The organism is Chelatococcus daeguensis (assembly GCF_001887265.1).
GTDB lineage: Bacteria > Pseudomonadota > Alphaproteobacteria > Rhizobiales > Beijerinckiaceae > Chelatococcus_A > Chelatococcus_A sambhunathii.
Window position 1 is genome coordinate 847003 of record NZ_CP018095.1, and the last position, 17288, is coordinate 864290.

The 17288-nt window shown below is 69.2% G+C and carries 18 protein-coding genes; 7 read left to right on the plus strand and 11 right to left on the minus strand.

From position 1 onward, the window contains the following. Window positions 1–1239, minus strand: a complete 1239-nt coding sequence (mtaB, locus tag BOQ54_RS03935; protein ID WP_071923310.1) for a tRNA (N(6)-L-threonylcarbamoyladenosine(37)-C(2))-methylthiotransferase MtaB — start codon at window positions 1237–1239, stop codon at window positions 1–3. Then, window positions 1239–2108, minus strand: coding sequence for a diaminopimelate epimerase (dapF, locus tag BOQ54_RS03940; protein ID WP_071923311.1), 870 nt, complete (start codon window positions 2106–2108; stop codon window positions 1239–1241). The genes mtaB and dapF overlap by 1 nt, the downstream gene beginning before the upstream one ends. 173 nt (window positions 2109–2281) lie before the next feature. On the opposite strand from dapF, the gene BOQ54_RS03945 reads away from it, so the two are divergent. The 6 genes from BOQ54_RS03945 (at window position 2282) to trmD (ending at window position 7371) form a co-directional block, all read left to right on the plus strand. Further along, complete coding sequence (locus BOQ54_RS03945; protein WP_071923312.1) at window positions 2282–3121, plus strand: GyrI-like domain-containing protein; 840 nt, start codon at window positions 2282–2284, stop codon at window positions 3119–3121. After that, window positions 3118–3486 carry a DUF488 domain-containing protein gene (locus BOQ54_RS03950; protein WP_063187476.1) on the plus strand — a complete coding sequence of 123 codons (369 nt, stop codon included), beginning with the start codon at window positions 3118–3120 and terminating at the stop codon, window positions 3484–3486. The genes BOQ54_RS03945 and BOQ54_RS03950 overlap by 4 nt, the downstream gene beginning before the upstream one ends. A gap of 543 nt (window positions 3487–4029) precedes the next feature. Further along, window positions 4030–5592 carry a signal recognition particle protein gene (ffh, locus tag BOQ54_RS03955; RefSeq protein WP_063187478.1) on the plus strand — a complete coding sequence of 521 codons (1563 nt, stop codon included), beginning with the start codon at window positions 4030–4032 and terminating at the stop codon, window positions 5590–5592. Between the two features lie 106 nt (window positions 5593–5698). After that, on the plus strand, window positions 5699–6073 hold the full coding sequence (rpsP, locus tag BOQ54_RS03960; protein ID WP_055460377.1) for a 30S ribosomal protein S16: 375 nt from the start codon (window positions 5699–5701) through the stop codon (window positions 6071–6073). Continuing rightward, the gene (gene rimM, locus BOQ54_RS03965; protein WP_083585899.1) at window positions 6070–6678 is read left to right on the plus strand and encodes a ribosome maturation factor RimM; all 609 of its coding nucleotides are present in this window, start codon (window positions 6070–6072) and stop codon (window positions 6676–6678) included. The genes rpsP and rimM overlap by 4 nt, the downstream gene beginning before the upstream one ends. A gap of 3 nt (window positions 6679–6681) precedes the next feature. Continuing rightward, window positions 6682–7371, plus strand: coding sequence for a tRNA (guanosine(37)-N1)-methyltransferase TrmD (gene trmD, locus BOQ54_RS03970; protein ID WP_071923314.1), 690 nt, complete (start codon window positions 6682–6684; stop codon window positions 7369–7371). A 12-nt stretch (window positions 7372–7383) separates the two neighbouring features. On the opposite strand, the gene BOQ54_RS03975 is transcribed toward trmD, so the two are convergent. From BOQ54_RS03975 to BOQ54_RS03985, 3 genes are all read right to left on the minus strand, one after another. Next, window positions 7384–8034, minus strand: coding sequence for a LysE family translocator (locus tag BOQ54_RS03975; protein ID WP_071923315.1), 651 nt, complete (start codon window positions 8032–8034; stop codon window positions 7384–7386). Between the two features lie 197 nt (window positions 8035–8231). Next, window positions 8232–8768: an inorganic diphosphatase gene (ppa, locus tag BOQ54_RS03980; RefSeq protein WP_063187493.1), complete on the minus strand. Its 537-nt coding sequence runs from the start codon at window positions 8766–8768 to the stop codon at window positions 8232–8234. Window positions 8769–8876: 108 nt separating this feature from the next. Then, the gene (locus tag BOQ54_RS03985; RefSeq protein ID WP_063187495.1) at window positions 8877–9383 is read right to left on the minus strand and encodes a GNAT family N-acetyltransferase; all 507 of its coding nucleotides are present in this window, start codon (window positions 9381–9383) and stop codon (window positions 8877–8879) included. Window positions 9384–9577: 194 nt separating this feature from the next. Between BOQ54_RS03985 and BOQ54_RS03990 the strand changes: the two genes are divergently transcribed. After that, on the plus strand, window positions 9578–10300 hold the full coding sequence (locus BOQ54_RS03990; protein WP_063187497.1) for a fused DSP-PTPase phosphatase/NAD kinase-like protein: 723 nt from the start codon (window positions 9578–9580) through the stop codon (window positions 10298–10300). An 11-nt stretch (window positions 10301–10311) separates the two neighbouring features. On the opposite strand, the gene BOQ54_RS03995 is transcribed toward BOQ54_RS03990, so the two are convergent. The 6 genes from BOQ54_RS03995 to BOQ54_RS04020 all read right to left on the minus strand — a co-directional run bounded on the left by BOQ54_RS03995 (window position 10312) and on the right by BOQ54_RS04020 (window position 17288). Next, a complete protein-coding gene (locus BOQ54_RS03995) occupies window positions 10312–12096 on the minus strand; it encodes an ABC transporter ATP-binding protein (RefSeq protein WP_071923316.1) in 1785 nt (594 codons plus the stop codon). Window positions 12097–12147: 51 nt separating this feature from the next. Then, window positions 12148–12762, minus strand: coding sequence for a phosphatase PAP2 family protein (locus BOQ54_RS04000; RefSeq protein ID WP_055460385.1), 615 nt, complete (start codon window positions 12760–12762; stop codon window positions 12148–12150). Window positions 12763–12828: 66 nt separating this feature from the next. Beyond that, entirely contained in the window at window positions 12829–13347 is a 519-nt protein-coding gene (locus tag BOQ54_RS04005; protein WP_055460386.1) for an RNA pyrophosphohydrolase, read from the minus strand. Window positions 13348–13349: 2 nt separating this feature from the next. Beyond that, window positions 13350–14423, minus strand: a complete 1074-nt coding sequence (locus tag BOQ54_RS04010; RefSeq protein WP_071923318.1) for a divergent polysaccharide deacetylase family protein — start codon at window positions 14421–14423, stop codon at window positions 13350–13352. 130 nt (window positions 14424–14553) lie between these two features. Further along, the gene (locus tag BOQ54_RS04015; protein WP_055460413.1) at window positions 14554–15873 is read right to left on the minus strand and encodes a S41 family peptidase; all 1320 of its coding nucleotides are present in this window, start codon (window positions 15871–15873) and stop codon (window positions 14554–14556) included. Beyond that, window positions 15873–17288: a murein hydrolase activator EnvC family protein gene (locus BOQ54_RS04020; protein WP_063187507.1), complete on the minus strand. Its 1416-nt coding sequence runs from the start codon at window positions 17286–17288 to the stop codon at window positions 15873–15875. Before BOQ54_RS04020 ends, BOQ54_RS04015 begins: the two co-directional genes overlap by 1 nt.

Sequence of the window (17288 nt, forward strand, 5' to 3'; positions counted from 1 at the left end):
TCAGGCGGCGATCAGCGCTTCCCCATCGTGGCGCGCGATGGCGACGTCGACGACAGCGCCGACGGAGAGGCCGGGCGGCAGGCGCACCAGCGCGAAGCCCTCCGTATGGCCGACGTCGCCCCGCTCGACGAGGACACTCTGGCGGGTGCCGACCTGGGTGGCCAGAAACCGCCGGCGGGCCTCTGCGCCGACGGCGCGCAGGCGCCCGGCGCGCTCCTTCACCACTTCGCGCGGCAATTGCGGCATGCGCGCCGCCGGCGTGCCGGGCCGCGGCGAGAAGGGGAAGACATGGAGGTGCGTCAGCCCGCATTCGCCGACGATGGCGAGCGAGCGCGCGAACATCTCCTCCGTCTCGGTCGGAAAGCCGGCGATGATGTCGGCGCCGAAGACGATGTCGGGCCGTGCCCGCCGCACGCTTTCGCAGAAGCGGATGGCGTCCTCGCGCAGGTGCCGGCGCTTCATGCGCTTCAGGATGATGTCGTCGCCGGCCTGCAGTGACAGGTGCAGATGCGGCATCAGCCGCCGCTCGCCGGCGATGGCGGCGAGGAACTCCTCGTCCGCCTCGACGGAATCGATGGACGACAGACGCAGCCGCGGCAGGTCCGGCACGTGCCTGAGGATCTGGCCGACGAGCCGGCCGAGCGGCGGCGCGCCCGGCAGGTCGCGACCATAGGCCGTGAGATCGACGCCGGTCAGCACCACCTCGCGATAGCCGTTGTCGACGAGGCGTTTGACAGCCTCGACCACTGCGCCCATCGGCACCGAGCGGGAGTTGCCGCGCCCGTACGGGATGATGCAGAACGTGCAGCGGTGGTCGCAGCCGTTCTGCACCTGCAGGAAGGCACGTGCATGGCCGTCGAAGCCGTCGACGAGATGCGTCGCCGTCTCGCGCACCGTCATGATGTCGCCGACGGCCGCCTTCTCGCCGGCGGCGAGCCCGCGCCAGCTCGCCGCCTCGAGCTTCTCGGCATTGCCGAGAACCTTCGCGACCTCGGGCATCGTCGTGAAGCTCGCCGGGTCGACCTGTGCCGCGCAGCCGGTGACGACGATCGAGGCGTCGGGCCGCTCACGCTTGAGGCGGCGGATGGTCTGGCGCGCCTGGCGCACCGCCTCGCTGGTGACGGCGCAGGTGTTGACGACGACGAGTTCGTCGTGCCCCGCCGCCTCGGCGTGGCGCTTCATGACCTGCGACTCGACGATGTTGAGCCGGCAGCCGAAGGTGACAACCTCGACGCCCATCAGGCCGTTTCCGCAAAGAGCTCCGGGGCGAACCGGCCTTCGTGCTCCAATTCGACCGGCCCCGTCATCATGACGTGGCCGTCGCTCTCGCGCCAATCGATGAAGAGGTCACCGCCCGGCAGGGTGATGCGCACCTTGCGACCGGCGAGGCCCTTGCGCGCGGCCGCGACGGCGACGGCGCAGGCGGCCGAGCCGCAGGCGCGCGTCAGGCCGGCGCCGCGCTCCCACACCTTGACGACCACGTGCTCCGGGCTCTTCACCGCGGCAAGCGAGATGTTCGCCTTCTCGGGGAAGATCGGATGGTTCTCGAGGAGCGGCCCGAGGCGGGCGAGGTCGTGGGCCTCGACGTCTTCCACCCAGAAGATGGCGTGCGGGTTGCCCATGCTGACTACCGAGGGCGAGTGCAGCGCCGGCGCGTCGATGGGGCCGATCTGCAGTTCGATGGCGCGCGTGTCGCGGAACTCCTCGGCGAGCGGGATCTCGTCCCACCTCAGGCGCGGCGCGCCCATGTCGATGGTGAAGAGCCACTCGCCCTCGCGCCGGCAGGCGAGCAGCCCGGCCTCGGTCTCGAGCAGGAGCTCGTCGCGCGCGCCGTCCCGCGTCAGCGCCCAGGCGACGCAGCGCGTGCCGTTGCCGCAGGAGGCGGAGAGTGAGCCATCCACGTTGTAGATCAGCATGAAGGCGTGGGTGCCGGGCGTGCGCGGGTCGTTGAGCACCATCAGCTGGTCAAAATGCGAGGCGGGATCGGCCGCGATGGCGCGCGCCTCGGCGGGCGTGACGACGTGCCGCTGCCCGCGCAGGTCGAGCACGACGATCTCGTTGCCGAGGCCGTTCATCTTGAGAAAGGGGTGTCCGATCAGCGCGTTCATCGTATTGTCCGGCGGCCGGGCCGCGAAATTCCTCCGGTATATGGGCCATGTCGCGCAAAAGCGCGAGTCCCTTCCGCAACGGCGCGTCTCGCGGCCTCGCCCAAAGCCGCCTATGGTCGGGGAGACTGGGCAGGGCGATTCGCGGGTTTGCGCGAAACGGTTGGGTGCAGCAGATGACGACGGCTTCGTGGCCCTTGATCGGTGCGGCTCGCGGCGGGATCTGCGCTGCCGCTTGCGCTCTCGTCTTCGTGCTCGCGGGACCGGCGGCAGCCGCACCGGCGCCGGCCGATGCCCCGGCTATTGGCGCTGCTTCGGCCGCTCCCGCCGAAGCCGTTCCGCCGGCGGACGCTCCGCCCCCGCCGCCGAGCCTGTCGACGCCCGCGCAGCCGACGCTCGTGCCGCCGCCGGCCAATGCAGGCGATGTCGACGAGGTGGTGCTGCCGGAGAAGTTGGCCGCCATCGCGGGCGGACGGGCGCAATGGGACGATATCGTCAGGACCCTTAAGGACGCCTTCGGCAAGCTGCGCAACTTTCTCGACGGTGCCGGTGTCAAGATCGTGGGTCGTCCCGTGGTGCTCTTCCTCGAGACCGACGACACCGGGTTCCGTTACGACGCGCTGCTGCCGGTCGAGGCGGCCCCGGCTGCGGGTGCAGTCCCGCCGCCGGAAGGCATCCGTTTTGGAATGACGCCTTCGGGCAAGGCCCTGCGCTTCGTGCACAAGGGCCCTTACGACGAGATCGATTCCACCTACGAGGCGATCACCGCCTATCTCGACGCCAAGGCCATCACGGTCCGCGACATGTTCATCGAGGAATATGCGACGGACCTGACGAGCGGCGACGATGCCGGCCTCGAGGTCTACATCTACGTTCAGCCGGTCGAGGCGGGCGCGCCTCCGCCCGCCGCCCCTCCTGGCAGCGCGCCGCCGCCGGCCTCCGCGCCCCCGCCCGCCACGCCGGAAAAGCCAGGTACAGACGCCCCGAAGACACCAGAAGCGGGAGCCCCGCAATGAGCGAGATCGCGGTCAAGCGCGTCTACGATCCGCCGGAGAAGGGGGACGGCAAGCGCATCCTGGTGGACCGGCTGTGGCCGCGCGGCATCGCCAAGGAGACGGCGCCGTGGGATCTGTGGCTGAAGGAGGTCGCGCCCTCGCCGGACCTGCGCAAGTGGTTCGGCCACGAACCGGCGAAGTGGGAGGAATTCCAGGCCCGCTACCGCGCGGAGCTCGAGGCGGCGCAGAGCGATGCCAAGGCAGGTCTTGCGATGCTGCGGGCCGAGGCAAAGAAGGGCAAGATCACGCTGCTGTCGGCCGCTCGCAACCGTGAACAGAACAGTGCCGTGCTGCTAAGGGCATTTTTGCTGGGGCGGCAGGAATAGGCTTCATTCCGGCCCGCCGCATGCAGACATCGCCGCCGAAGCTCCTCCCTCCCCCCACGCAGTAGGGGGAGGGTTGGGGGGGCGGTGCAGCAGGCAGGCGGTTCGCAAGTCATGGCTGGGGTCCCGTTGCCCTGGTGGAGCCGCCCCCCACCCCTAACCCTCCCCACCGCAAGCGGGGGGAGGGGAACAGCGCGGCTCGTATGTGGCCTCTCGATCTTTATCTCTGCAGCGTCTCTGCAGCGGGCGAGACGGCGGCGCTCATTCCCTTTTCCTTGACTCGCAAGGCCTGCCGCAGCATAAGGACGCGGTCAAAGCCCGAACGGTCCGTTCGCGAGCCGCCGCCCAGCCCGTGAGGCTGGAGGTCAACACCCGACAGCGCGTTGCGCCCTCGGGTGCGTTTCGCTTTGGGCCCTCGGGTCACGGGAAGACATGATGCGACGCGCTGAGGCGGACATTGCGGAACGGATCGGGGCGGCCCATGTCGGGCGCAGTGCCTCGTCCTGCCCGCGTGCCGGCAGGACCCCATCGGAGGACCGCTAGACGATGTTCGAAAGCCTGTCCGACAAGCTGTCCGGCATTCTCGGCTCCCTGACGCGCCGCGGCGCGCTGACCGAGAACGACGTCAACGAGGCCCTGCGCGAGGTGCGCCGCGCGCTGCTCGAGGCGGATGTCGCCCTCGAGGTGGTGCGCTCCTTCACCGATACGGTGCGCAGCCGCGCCGTCGGCGCCGAGGTCATCAAGTCGGTCTCGCCGGGCCAGATGGTCGTCAAGATTGTCCACGACGCCCTCGTCGAGATGCTCGGCAAGGAGGCCGAGGGGATCGACCTCAACGCCCCCGCGCCCGTCGGCATCCTCATGGTCGGCCTGCAGGGCTCGGGCAAGACGACGACGACGGCCAAGATCGCTCGGCGCCTCTCCGACAGGATGAAGCGCCGCGTGCTCATGGCCTCGCTCGACACGCGCCGCCCGGCGGCCATGGAGCAGCTCGCCGTGCTCGGCAAGCAGGTGGGCGTCGACACGCTGCCCATCGTCGCCGGCCAGTCGGCGGTGCAGATCGCCCGTCGCGCCATGGAGGCGGCCCGCCTCGGCGGCTACGACGTCGTCATGCTCGACACCGCCGGCCGCGTTACGGTCGACGAGGCGCTGATGGCGGAGGCGGCCGAGGTGCGTGCCGCGACTGCGCCGCACGAGGTGCTGCTCGTCGCCGACAGCCTCACCGGCCAGGATGCGGTCAATACCGCTAAGGCCTTCGACGGGCGCCTCGGCGTCACCGGCATCGTGCTGACCCGGATGGACGGCGACGGCCGTGGCGGCGCCGCGCTCTCCATGCGCGCCGTTACCGGCAAGCCCATCAAGCTCGTCGGTACGGGCGAGAAGGTCGATGCGCTGGAGGAGTTCCACCCCGGGCGCGTCGCCAACCGCATCCTCGGCATGGGCGACATCGTCTCCCTCGTCGAGAAGGCGGCCGAGACCATCGACGCCGAGAAGGCCAAGCGCATCGCCGACAAGATGCGCAAGGGCGCCTTCGACCTCGACGACCTGCGCGAGCAGCTCGGCCAGATGGAGAAGATCGGCGGCATGAAGGGCGTGCTCGGCATGCTGCCGGGCATCGGCAAGATGAAGGCCCAGCTCGAGAACGCCAATCTCGACGACAAGGTCATCCGCCGCCAGCGCGCCATCATCGATTCCATGACGCCGAAGGAGCGGCGCAACCCCGACATTCTCAAGGCCAGCCGCAAGAAGCGCATCGCCGCCGGCTCTGGCACCAAGGTCGAGGACGTCAACAAGCTGCTGAAGATGCACCGCCAGATGGCCGACGTCATGAAGATGATGGGCAAGGGGGGACGCGGCGGCATGGGCGGGGCGCTCGGCAAGATGTTCGGCCTCGGGGGCGGCATGCCGCAGCCGACACCGGAGATGTTGGAGCAGCTCAAGGGGCAGTTGCCCGGCGGCCTGCCCGAGACCATGCCCGGTGGCGCCGGCGGCCTGCCGCCGCTGCCGCCCGGTGGTTTCGGGGCGCCGAAGCTGCCCGGCCTGCCGGGGCTCGGCGGCAAGGGGCCGGGAGCGCCCGGTCTTCCCGGCTTCCCCTTCGGCAAGAAGAAGTGAGCCTTTGAAGAGATCAACCCGCTGCGCGTGCGGCGGCTGATATCGGCTCCGGCGGACCTCTGGGTGCCGCCGGGCTGGACCAACTGAACGTGGAAAGGAAGAACCTATGTCTCTCAAGATCCGCCTGACGCGCGGCGGCGCCAAGAAGCGCCCCTACTACCGCATCGTCGTCGCCGATTCGCGCTCCCCGCGTGATGGCCGCTTCATCGAGAAGATCGGCACCTACGATCCGATGAAGGCCAAGGACGATCCGGCCCGCGTCGCGCTCGACATCGAGAAGGCCAAGGCCTGGATCGCCAAGGGCGCCCAGCCGACCGACCGCGTGCTGCGCTTCCTCGACAACGCCGGTGTCCTGAAGCGCCCGGCCCGCAACAACCCGCAGAAGGCCCAGCCGGGCAAGAAGGCACAGGAGCGCGCCGCCGAGCGTGCCGCCGCGGCCGAGGCCGCTGCCGCGCCGGCTGAAGCCGCCGCCGAGGCGTGAGCCGCCGCTCCTCAAGGGCGACCGGGCCGTCGTCCGCCGCCCCCGCTTCGTCGGGCGCGGCGCGGCGGCTCGTGCTCGTCGGCGAGTTCGGCCGCGCGCAGGGGCTCAGGGGCGAGGTGCGGCTCAAGTCCTACACCGCCGAGCCGGCGGCCATCGCCCGCTTCACGACCCTGCAGAGCGAGGACGGCAGCCGCCGCTTCCGCATCGAGGCGGCGCGGCCCGTCGCCGGCACGGCCGACATGCTCGTCGTGCGCGTCGCCGGCATCACCGACCGCACGGCGGCCGAGGCGCTGACGCGCCTGCGCCTCTATGTCCCGCGCGAGAGCCTTGATGCCGAGGCGCTCGACGAGGACGAATACCTGCAGGCCGACCTCGTCGGCCTTGCCGTCCACAATCCGGCCGGCACGGTGCTCGGCCGCATCGTCGCCCTGCACGACTTCGGGGCCGGCGACGTCATAGAGATCGCCCCGGTGGAAGGCGGCCCCACCGTGCTGTGGCCCTTCACCAAGGCCTTTGTGCCGGATGTGGACATTGCCGGCGGCCGCGTCGTCGTGGCGGCGGAGAGCCTCGCTGCGGGCGATGAGGACGACGACGGTCGGGGCTGATCCATGTGGCAGGCCACTGTCCTCACCCTCTATCCGCAGATGTTCCCGGGGCCGCTCGGCGAAAGCCTTTCGGGCGAGGGGCTGGCGCGCGGCCTGTGGCAGCTCGACACCCATGACATTCGCGCCCACGGCCGCGGCCGTCACCGGGCGGTGGACGACACGCCCGCCGGCGGCGGCGCCGGCATGGTGCTGCGCGCCGACGTGCTCGCCGCCGCCATCGATGCCGCCGCGCCCGCGGACGACCCGCGGCCGCGCCTCCTCATGAGCCCCCGGGGGCGCCCGCTCGACCAGCCGCGCGTGCGCGCCCTTGCCGCCGGCCCCGGCGCGGTCATCGTCTGCGGCCGCTTTGAGGGCGTCGACGAGCGCGTCATCGAGGGACGCGGGCTCGAGGAGGTCTCGATCGGCGACTACGTGCTCTCCGGCGGCGAGATCGCGGCGATGGTGCTGATGGACGCCTGCGTGCGCCTCCTGCCCGGCGTCATGGGCAAGGAGGCCTCGGGCAAGGAGGAGAGCTTCGAGGGCGGCCTGCTCGAATATCCCCATTACACGCGCCCGCGCGAATGGGAGGGACGCGCCATTCCCGATGTGCTGCTGTCCGGCAATCACGCCGCCATCGCGCGCTGGCGGCGCGAAGAAGCGGAGCGGTTGACGCGCGCGCGCCGCCCGGACCTGTGGCAACGGCGGAAGACTTGAAAGAAGCCGCGCCTATTTCTTGCCGTTGCCGGCGAAGGCCGCCGTCACGCCGAGGCCGATGTAGAGGCCGCCGCTGACATAGCGCTCAAGTCTGAGGAAGCCGCGGCTGCGCTTCAGCCAGTTGCCCGCCGTGCCGGCCGCGAGCGCATAGAGACCGTCGGTCACGAGGCCGAGGGCCGTGAAGATGAAGCCCAGCAAGGCGATCTGCATCGCCACGTAGCCGCGGCTCACCTCCACGAACTGCGGTAGGAAGGCGAGGAAGAACAGCGCCGTCTTCGGATTGAGCAGGTTGACGATGAAGCCGTCGCGGAAGAGCCGCGCATGGCTGTGGCGGGGCAGGGCTACATCGACCGAGGTGATTTCGGCGGGGCCGAAGAGCTTCCGGAGGCCGAGCCAGATAAGATAGGCCGCGCCCGCATATTTGACGATGCTGAAGGCGAGCGCCGAGGAAGCGAGCACCGCGGACAGGCCGACGGCCGCGGCGAAGACATGCACCAGCGTCGCCGCATGGATGCCGGCGATGGAGACGAAGCCGGCGAGTCGCCCCTGCTCGATCGAGCGGGCGAAGATGAAGAGCACGGCCGGGCCGGGGATCAGAAGCAGAAGAAGGGCGGCGCTGACGAACAGGCCGAGATTGGCGGCGCCGGGGATGACGATGTCCATTCCGCACGTCCTCGCGAAGGATTTTCGCCATCAAGCCTGCGGCCGGGCGAAGCTGTCAATCGGGATTTGCCAGCGGCAGATGGTGGGTCGGTGCTCTCACCCTCTCCCCGCAGGCGGGCAGAGGGTGAGAAGCAAAGACGAATGCGGGTCAAACAAGATCGGGCAGCAGCAAGGGCAGCCTGTGCCCGACGCGGGCCTCAGCCCTTGGCGCCCTTGGCGCGGTCGATGCCTTCCTGGACCAGGCGGCGGGCTTCCTCTGCGTCGCCCCAGCGCACCACCTTCACCCACTTGCCGGGCTCGAGGTCCTTGTAGTGCTCGAAGAAATGCTCGATCTGCCTGAGCGTGATCTCGGGCAGGTCCGTATAATTCTCGCAGCGGTCGTAGCGTTTGGTGAGCTTGCGCGACGGCACGGCGATGATCTTCTCGTCCTGACCCGCCTCATCCTCCATGATGAGGACGCCGACCGGGCGGCACGACATCACGGCGCCGGGCACGATGGCGCGGGTGTTGGCGATCAGCACGTCACAGGGGTCGCCGTCATCGGAGAGCGTGTGGGGAATGAACCCGTAGTTCCCCGGATAGCGCATGGCCGTGTAGAGGAAGCGGTCGACGACCAGCGTGCCGGCCTCCTTGTCGAGTTCGTACTTGATCGGCTCGCCGCCGATCGGCACCTCGATGACGACATTGACGTCGTGGGGCGGATTCTTGCCGATCGCGATCGCGTCGAGACGCATGGATATGTCACTCCTGAGGGCAGATGGTGCGCCGCACCCTTGCGGCCGCCCCTCTAGTACGCACGTGCGACCGGCTTCGCAAGCCGGCCCTTCATGTACAAGGCAGTGTCAGGCGAAGGTATAGGCGACCTTGGCACAGGACCGGCCGCCGAAGAGGGCGCTAGTTTCGGCCGCGACGCGTCCGCCCAGGCGCTCGTAGAAGCGGCAGGCACGCTCGTTGTCGGCAAGCGCCCAGACGACAAGGCCGCGCCGGCCCTCCGCCGCCAGTTCCTGCCGGGCTGCGGCGAACAGGCGGGTACCAAGGCCGATGCCCTGCATCACGGGGTCGATATAGAGCTCGTCGATCTCGCCGCCCTGTGGCAGGTTGAGGCTGCGCGTCGGCCCGTAGATGGCATAGCCCGCCAGCTTGCCGCCGAAATCGACGACGCTGATGCGGCGCGGCCGCGTCACCGCATTGCGCCACCAGCGCGGCCCGCGGCGGGCAACCATCTGCTCGAGGACGACGCCGGGCAGGACGCCCCGGTAAGCTTCCTTCCAGGCCGCATCATGCACGGCCGCCAGTTCCACCGCATCGGTGGGGCGTGCCGGTCGCAGGCTGATGACGAGCTCGCTCATGACAACCAAAATACGCGCGCTTCGCCCCCCCTTACAAGGCCCACACGCCTTGTTGAACAGGCTTTGTGTATCTACATCGGTGAGATTGCAGGCCTCCACCGGGGCTGCTATGCCCCGCGGGATGAAAGCCGTCTGCGCGCCGGGACCGTTCCGATGATGAGCAGGACCAATGGCCGCATGTGTCGAGAGGACGCTTGATCAACCGTTTCCGAAAGCCGGAGGAGCGCTATCGGCGCCGCATGGCGCGCATCGCCCGCTGGGACAGACCCGTCGCCGACGGGCTCGACCGCTGGCGCGCGTGGGTCAACATGGTCTTCGTCGATCATGGCATCTTCCGCCTCGCCTATCTCAACAGCCACCGCGTGACCGAGCGCTTCTGGCGCGCCGCCCAGCCGGCGCCGCACCAGATCCGGGCGGCAGCGCGGGCCGGCGTGCGCACCATCGTCAATCTGCGCGGCGGGCGCGAATACGGCTCCTGGCCGCTCGAGCGCGAAGCCTGCGAACAGCTCGGTATCCGGCTCACCGATTTCGTCGTGCGCTCGCGCGGCGCGCCCGACCGCGACACGATTCTCGCGGCCAAGGATTTTTTCGAGACGCTGGACTATCCGGTGCTGGTGCATTGCAAGTCGGGCGCCGACCGGGCCGGTTTCATGGCGGCGCTCTACCTCATCATCCACGAGAAGCGGCCGGTGGCGGAGGCGATGCGGCAGCTCTCGCTGCGCTTCGGCCATTTCCGCTTCGCCAAGACCGGCATTCTCGACGCCTTCTTCGAGACCTACCGGCGCGAGGGCGAGCCCAGGGGGCAGGATTTCCTGACCTGGGTTGCCGAGAGCTACGATCCCGAGCGGCTGGAGCGCGAGTTCAAGCCCGGCTTCTTCTCCGACATCGTCGTCGACCGCATCATGCGGCGCGAATGAGGTAGGCTCGGCTATTTGGCCGCCTGCACGGGCGTGACGTCGTCGGCGAGTTGCAGGCGGTAGAGCTTGGCATAGATGCCGTCGCGGGCGACGAGTTCGTCGTGCCGCCCGGTCTCCGCAATGCGCCCACCGTCCATGACGACGATGAGATCCGCATCGCGCACCGTCGACAGGCGATGGGCGATGACGATGGTGGTGCGCCCGCGCATGAGCCGGGCGAGCGCCTCCTGCACGGCCTTCTCCGATTCGGTGTCCAGCGCGCTTGTCGCCTCGTCGAGGAGAAGGATCGGCGCATCCTTCAGGATGGCGCGGGCCAGCGCGATGCGCTGGCGCTCGCCGCCCGAAAGACGCGCCCCGGCGCTGCCGACCCGCGTGCCATAGCCCTCCGGCAGGCGCATGATGAAGTCGTGCGCGGCCGCCGCCTTTGCCGCCGCTTCGATGGCCCCGTCATCGGCACCGGGGCGGCCGAAGGCGATGTTGGCGCGCACGGTGTCGTCGAACAGCACCACCTCCTGGCTGACGACGGCGATGTTGGTGCGCAGGCTGGCGAGCGTCGCCGCGCGCACGTCCGTGCCGTCGATGGTGACGCGCCCCTGCGTGACGTCATAAAGGCGCGGCACCAGTGACATCAGAGTGGACTTGCCCGAGCCGGATCGACCGACGAGCGCCGTGGTGCGTCCCGCCGGCAGGATGAGGTCGATGCCGTCGAGGGCCGGCACGTCGGAGCGGTAGTGGAAGTGCACGTTCTCGAAGCGAACGAGGCCGGAGGAGACGACGAGCGGCCGGGCACCGGGCCGGTCGAGGATGGTCGGCTTCTCGTCCATCACCGCGAAATAGCGCTTCAGCGCCGCCATGGCCTCCTGGACGATGGCGTTGAGATTGCCGATGGCGCGGATGGGCTGCGCCGCCATCAGCAAGGCGGCGACGAAGCCGGTGAAGTCGCCGACCGTGCTCTCGCCGCGCATGATGCGCCAGCCGATCAGCACCAGCACTCCCGCGACGGCGACGCCGCCGCCGATCTCGAGCAGCGGGTCGAGCTTGGCGCGGGCGTTGGCCGCCTTCATCCTGAGCGCGCGAACGGTCTCGAAGGCATCCGCTGCGCGCTGCTTCAGATAGTCCTCGAGCGAGAAGACCTTGGCGACACGCACGCCGGCGAGGCTCTCCGACACGTGGCTCGCCATGGCGCCGATCTCCTCCTGCGTCGAGGTGGCGACGCGGCGTAGCTTGCGGCCGATGCGCGAGATGGGCAGCGAGGCGAAGGGCGCGACGACAGCTGCGGCGAGCGTCAGCCACGGGTCGATCCACAGCATGGAGATGACGAGGGCGATCACCATGCCGAGATCGCTGAGGAAGACCGTGAAGACGCGCGTCAGCGCCTCCTTGATGAAGGCGAAATCCGTGGTGAAGCGCTGCGTCAGTGCCGCCGGGCTCTCGCGTCCGAGCTGGGCAATGTCGGCATCGATGAGGTGGGCATAGAGCGCGGTCTGCATGTCGGCCTCGACGCGCGTCACCACCTTGTTGGTGAGCACCGCGCGCCCCCACAGCGCTCCGCCGCGGATCGCTGTCAGCACGATGACGAGGACGGGCCCGAGGAGGAGTGCCTCCTCGTTCTTCTGCTCGAAGGCGTTGAAGGCCTCCTTGATGAGCAGCGGATAGGCGCCGGTGGCCGCCGAGACGACGGCGATGAGCAGGAGCACGAGCGCCAGCGTTCGCCAGTGGGGCCGTACCCATTCGCGCCACAGGCGCATGAGGGTCGGCAGGGTGTCTCTCGTGACGAGGGGCGGGCGCTTGCTCATGTGCTGAGCCGCTAGCACGGGGCGCCGCCCCGTACAACGGGCGGCACGCGGTCAGGCCGTCGCAGGCCGGGGGCCCAGGAACCGGAGGCACACGAGCGCCCAGGCGATGCCGGCGCTCCAGCCCGCCAGCACGTCCGATGGCCAGTGCACGCCGAGAAAGACACGGCTGAGCCCGACGATGACGATCATGGCGACAGCCGCGGCAAGGACGAAGTGGCGCGCCGCAGGGTTCGACTGGCCGGCTGCCGCGAGTGCTCCGATGACCAGGAAGAGTGTCGCCGTCAACATCGCATGGGCGCTGGGGAAGCTCGGCGTGTAGACCATGACCTCGTGGTTGACGAGCTCGGGCCTCGCGCGGGCGATGATATGCTTCAGGCCCGTGTTCAGAACGACCCCGCCAATGAAGGCGATGGCGATCACGCCCGCATCCCGGCGTGCGCCATCCGCGATGCAATAGGCGATCGCCGCAAGGGCCATGAACACCAGCACCGTGATGCTGCCGAGCGCCGTAGCATCGCGTGCGGCGACGATGAGCCACCACGGCCCGATGGGATTGCCTTCCCCATCGCGCAGGGCGAGCAGGATGCTGCGGTCGAGAGCTCCGATCGTCCCGGCGCCGAGGCTGACGGCCATGAGGACGAAGGGCAGGGCTGCAAGGCCGATCAAGGGCCACCCGGCCCGCCAGGGGACGACGGATTGGTGTGTGGACGCCATCGGAAGGCCGGACAATGTCTAGCCTGCCAGCTTGGCGGCTATCGGGCCGAAGGCATAGACAACCTGCTCGTAGACGCCCCGTTTGAAGGGAATGACAAGTTCAGGCAGCCGCTCCAGGCGCTCCCAGCGCCAGCTGTCGAACTCGGCCTTGTGGCCGTCGCCAGGGTGGGCGACGTCGATCTCGCTTTCGTCCCCGTCGAAACGGAAAGCAAACCAGCGCTGCTTCTGGCCGCGGTAGCGGCCCTTCCAGGCCTTGCCCATGAAGGCGCCGGGCAGGTCATAGGTGAACCAGTCGGGCGCCTCGGCGATGAGCGAGATCGAGCGGATGTTAGTCTCCTCGTACAGCTCGCGCATGGCCGCTTCCTGTGGCGATTCACCATCATCGATGCCGCCCTGGGGCATCTGCCAGGCGTGATCGGGGCTCACCTTCTCCGTATTGCCGTTGACCGGTCGCCGGCCGATGAAGACAAGCCCCTGCGCATTGAACAGCGCGATGCCGACACAGGGCCGATAGGGCAGATGTTCGAAACCCGACATGTTCAGCCTTTGGAATTGGCGATGAGGGACGTCGCCGGCACGAGCAGCACGCCACGGCGCTCGAGGCTCGCGGTCCAGCGTGCCAGCTGGCGCAGGAGGGAAGGAGATCCTTCGGCGACGACGATCGCGCGGCCGTTGCGCTGGGCCAGCCGCTCGGCCCGCGCGAAGGCCTGCTCCACGGCTTCGGCCGGCATCGTCTGCGGCAGCAGGAGGTCAGATCGCCCGGCGGCCATCAGGAGCAGGCCGCGTTGCTCGGCTTGCTGCGCAAGCGGCCCGAGCCGGTCCGCGCTCGTCGCGGTGAGGATGCCGGCGTAGCCGGCAAAGCGTGCCATCGCAGTGATGAGGTCGCCGCCCGGAATCTCCGCGGGCAGCGACAGCAGGACTTCGTGCCCGCTCTGCCGCGCGGCTGCCGCGGCCTGCGGCAGGTCGACACCGGCCGCGGCGAGCGCCAGCGTGACGTCGGCCGGCAAGGTCTCGATGGCCTGCCGCGTTGCCGCCTCGGAAAGCCCGAGCCCGTCGACCACCACCGCGATGCGGGCGGGAGCCATGGCGGCGTGCGGAGGTGTCGGCCGCGCATAGACCTCGGCCGCCCGGCTGCCGTCATCGCCGATGCGCGGCAGGGGACCGGCCGGCGTGTCGGCCGTGACGCGCGGATCCGGCGCCGGCGCAAGGCCGGGCTCGCTGCCGTCCGGCACGGAGATGATGATGGCGCCGGGGACGTTGCCGGCCGGCCGGACCACGGCGACGCCGGCCTGCTGCTCGATGTCGGATGCGGGCCTGCGATTACTTGCGGGTGGAGCGGCATTGCTCGGAGGTGCCGGCTTGGTGGCGGCCGGTACGTCCGCCTGTGCCGGTACCGCGGGGATTGCCGCAACCGGCGTCGCGGCGGGCCGCAACGCAGAGCGCGAGATCAGCCCCCCGGTTAGAAGATGCCCGCCAAAGAGAAGGACGGCCCCTATCGCGACACCCCAGACGAGGCCGAAACGCAGCAGGCGCTCCCGGCCGGACGCTGCGGGACGGCGGCCGTTGTCGCGTCCGAGCGGTTTGTCGAGATCCTTCAGCGTCGCTTGCGGCAAGATCGGCGTCTCCGACCGAGAGGTTCCGCGCTGGACCCTTGTCCGGGTCACGAATCACGCGGCCCACGCCGCATTCTTTCAAGAATACGGGTGAGCCGTCGAGATGGCGCGCCCGGCAGGGCCGCGTCTGTCAGTTGGGAACGGCGGACTTCTCGGCCGTGGTCGCGGCGTCCTTGCGCGTGCCCTTCAGCAGCTCGAGCGCCGCCTTGAGCTGGGTGTCCTTCTCCGGGTCGGTCGGGACATAGGCCGACGAGCCGGAGGCTTCCTCCTCGCCGTTCTTCAGGTGGCCGCGCAGGCCCGCCTCGCCTTTGGTCTCGTCCTTGCCCTTGAGTTCGTCCGGCACGTCCTGCAGCACCTCGCGGTCCGGTTCGATGCCCTTGGCCTGGATCGAACGGCCGGAAGGCGTGTAGTAGCGGGCCGTGGTCAGGCGCAGGGCACCGTTGCCGCCGAGCGGGATGATGGTCTGCACGGAGCCCTTGCCGAAGGACCGGGTGCCGAGCACCGTCGCCCGCTTGTGGTCCTGCAGCGCGCCGGCGACGATTTCGGAAGCCGAGGCAGAGCCGCCGTTGATGAGCACGACCACGGGCTTGCCCTTGGTCAGGTCACCGGCCTTGGCGTTGAAACGCTGCGTCTCATCCGCATTGCGGCCGCGGGTGGAGACGATCTCGCCCCGATCCAGGAAGGCGTCGGAGACGAGGATCGCCTGGTCGAGCAGCCCGCCCGGGTTGTTGCGCAGGTCGAGCACGTAGCCCTTCAGCTTGTCGCCCGGTAGCTCCGCCGCGATCTTCTCGACGGCGGTCTTGAGATTCTCGAAGGTCTGCTCGTTGAATTGGGTCACGCGGATGTAGCCGACGTCGCCTTCGGTGCGCGAGCGTACGGCACGGATGCGGATGGTGTCGCGCGTCAGCGAGACCTCCACCGGGTCGCTCTGTCCCTTGCGGCGGATTGTAAGCTTCACGGTTGTGTTGACCGGGCCGCGCATCTTGTCGACGGCCTGATTGAGGGTGAGGCCCTGCACCTGCTCGCCATCGATATGCGTGATCAGGTCGTTGGCGAGGACACCCGCTCGGGCGGCTGGCGTGTCGTCGATGGGGCTGACGACCTTCACGAGGCCATCCTCCATCGTCACCTCGATGCCGAGGCCGCCGAACTCGCCGCGCGTCTGCACCTGCATATCGCGGTAACTCTTGGCATCCATGTAGCTCGAATGGGGATCGAGCGACGTCAACATGCCATTGATGGCCGACTCGACGAGCTTCGATTCGTCCGGCACGTCGACATAGTCGCCACGGATCTTCTCGAACACGTCGCCGAACAGGTTGAGCTGGCGGTAGGTCTCGGCCGAGGCCGCCACCGCACGGGTCGTCGTGAACAGGGGCGACTGGGTGACGACGACCGCCGCACCCGCCCCCATGAGGGCGCCCACCATCAGAAGAGAAATCTTACGCATCATCCGCGAACCTTTTCGCCCTGCGATTTCGCCCACCAGGGACCTGGGTCGATCGACCCGCCATCCTTCCGGAACTCCACGTAGAGCACGGGACCGCTCGTACCTGCAAACGCCGTCGAGAGGGGTGTCGCCGTCTCGCCCATGGCGGCGACCGGCTCTCCGGCGAGCACGAACTGTCCGAGCGCCACGGTGATCCGCTCCATGCCCGCCAGCAAGATATAGTATCCGCCGCCGGCGTTGATGATCAAGAGTTGGCCGAAGGAGCGGAACGGGCCGGCAAAGGCCACCCAGCCGTCCGACGGGGCCGAAACGATCGCGCCGTTGCGCGTCGCGATCGACATGCCCTTGGTGGTGCCGCCGAAGCCGTCCGGCGCGCCGAAACGGCGCAACGTGTTGCCGTTGACCGGCATCGGCAGCAGTCCTTTGGCTTCCGCAAAGGGTATCTTGGGGGCAAGACGCGCCGGATCGCCGAATGGTGCGGCGGCGAGACGTTCGCGCATTTCCCGCGCCTGGGCCTCTGCAGCCTGTCGCGCCTCCTCGGCGGCGCGCTGGGCGGCGGCGATCTCGCTCTCCATCTTTTGAATGAGATCGCCCAGGGATTGCGCCCGCGCAGCGAGTTCGCTGGCCTTGCGGCTTTCGTCGGCCTCGATCCGCTCCGCTTTCGCCAGCTCTTCCTGTCGGGCGTTGACGAGCGCGGCGAGGCGCTCCCGTTCGCTGGCGAGGGTGGCAAGGTCGCGCACCAGTGCCTCTCTGTCGCTGGCGATCGCGTCCTTCAGCCGCACGAGTTCGCCGAGATCGGTGGCAAGCGCTTCCGTCTCCCCCCGCAATTCGGGCAGCACGGCGCCGAGGAGGATGGAGGAACGCACCGCCTCAAGCATGTCGTCGGGGCTTGCGAGTACCGCCGGCGGCGGCCGACGCCCCATGCGCTGCAGGGCGGCCAGCACTTCGACGATAACATCGCGGCGGTTCTCCAGCGACTTGCGGATCGCCGTTTCGCTGGCGTCGAGTGTGGCGAGCCGCTGTTCGATGGCGCTTGCGCGGGCTTCCGCCGCCTTGGTGCGTTCCGTGGTCTCGATCAACGCCGCATTGAGCTTGGAACGGTCGGCGCGCAGACTCTCTGCCTCCGCGCGGATCCGGTCGCGGGCCTCCTCGCTCAGGCGCAACTGTTCTTGGAGCTTTTCGAGCTCCCGCTCCCGCGTCGCTCTCTCCTCCTCGGTCTTCGCCGCCCGGTCCAGCGCGCGCTGTGCTTCCGGCGGGATCTGCGGCACCTGTGCGGAAGGCGGCTCCTGCGAGCCTTCCGGGGCTTCCTGCGCGAGGAGCGGCGCGGCGAGGCCCGGCAGCAAGGCCAGCGCAGAGGCGATTCGGGTTGCCTCCGATGCTGTCCGGTTCAGAAGTCTCGACGGGCGCAGCGGCAT

What these genes read in the sequence shown, in the direction of transcription:
- rpsP (WP_055460377.1), top strand. Translation starts at nt 5,699, where the DNA reads ATGTCTCTCAAGATCCGCCTGACGCGCGGCGGCGCCAAGAAGCGCCCC.
- BOQ54_RS03950 (WP_063187476.1), top strand. Translation starts at nt 3,118, where the DNA reads ATGAGCGAGATCGCGGTCAAGCGCGTCTACGATCCGCCGGAGAAGGGG.
- ffh (WP_063187478.1), top strand. Translation starts at nt 4,030, where the DNA reads ATGTTCGAAAGCCTGTCCGACAAGCTGTCCGGCATTCTCGGCTCCCTG.
- BOQ54_RS04020 (WP_063187507.1), bottom strand. Translation starts at nt 17,288, where the DNA reads ATGCCGCTGCGCCCGTCGAGACTTCTGAACCGGACAGCATCGGAGGCA.
- BOQ54_RS04005 (WP_055460386.1), bottom strand. Translation starts at nt 13,347, where the DNA reads ATGTCGGGTTTCGAACATCTGCCCTATCGGCCCTGTGTCGGCATCGCG.
- BOQ54_RS03945 (WP_071923312.1), top strand. Translation starts at nt 2,282, where the DNA reads ATGACGACGGCTTCGTGGCCCTTGATCGGTGCGGCTCGCGGCGGGATC.
- mtaB (WP_071923310.1), bottom strand. Translation starts at nt 1,239, where the DNA reads ATGGGCGTCGAGGTTGTCACCTTCGGCTGCCGGCTCAACATCGTCGAG.
- dapF (WP_071923311.1), bottom strand. Translation starts at nt 2,108, where the DNA reads ATGAACGCGCTGATCGGACACCCCTTTCTCAAGATGAACGGCCTCGGC.
- ppa (WP_063187493.1), bottom strand. Translation starts at nt 8,768, where the DNA reads ATGCGTCTCGACGCGATCGCGATCGGCAAGAATCCGCCCCACGACGTC.
- trmD (WP_071923314.1), top strand. Translation starts at nt 6,682, where the DNA reads ATGTGGCAGGCCACTGTCCTCACCCTCTATCCGCAGATGTTCCCGGGG.
- BOQ54_RS04015 (WP_055460413.1), bottom strand. Translation starts at nt 15,873, where the DNA reads ATGCGTAAGATTTCTCTTCTGATGGTGGGCGCCCTCATGGGGGCGGGT.
- BOQ54_RS03975 (WP_071923315.1), bottom strand. Translation starts at nt 8,034, where the DNA reads ATGGACATCGTCATCCCCGGCGCCGCCAATCTCGGCCTGTTCGTCAGC.
- BOQ54_RS03995 (WP_071923316.1), bottom strand. Translation starts at nt 12,096, where the DNA reads ATGAGCAAGCGCCCGCCCCTCGTCACGAGAGACACCCTGCCGACCCTC.
- BOQ54_RS03985 (WP_063187495.1), bottom strand. Translation starts at nt 9,383, where the DNA reads ATGAGCGAGCTCGTCATCAGCCTGCGACCGGCACGCCCCACCGATGCG.